General features: G+C 47.0%; 1 protein-coding gene. It reads right to left on the bottom strand.

The window, feature by feature from the left end; genetic code table 11:
* Positions 1–102: 102 nt before the first annotated feature.
* Positions 103–381, bottom strand: a 279-nt coding sequence (locus tag Y882_RS20685; protein WP_211259258.1) for a DnaT-like ssDNA-binding protein, incomplete at its 5' end; no start/stop codon positions are given.

Raw genomic sequence — 381 nt, 5'->3', positions numbered from 1 at the left:
CACTTCCCTCTTCTTTTACTTTGACAATGAGTGTTCCATCGAAACCAATTTCTTGGTCATTCAACATCTCATGTGCCATTGCAATAAACTCTGAAGCAATTGTCATCGCATTACTCCTTGTGATCCAGAGCTTCGCAGATAGTCATTTATCAGAGCCCAGAAACGCGGATGTGGTGTTGCGCTTTCTAACACAGCACTCTGACCAACTGCGTACTCAAGTGTCAGTGGACCAAGAACACGCTTTTTCAGTGCGTAGTTGGTACTGTTACTTAATAACGGCTTACCGCTCTGCACCGTATCCGCGACCAGTTGGGCCTGTGCCCGCTTAATCGCTACAGGTATGGTGTTACCTGGAATCTCTACACCGTCGCTGTATAAGCC

The organism is Dyella japonica DSM 16301, from assembly GCF_001010355.1.
Classification (GTDB): Bacteria; Pseudomonadota; Gammaproteobacteria; order Xanthomonadales; family Rhodanobacteraceae; genus Dyella; species Dyella japonica.
This window is presented reverse-complemented; position numbering and strand designations above follow the sequence as displayed.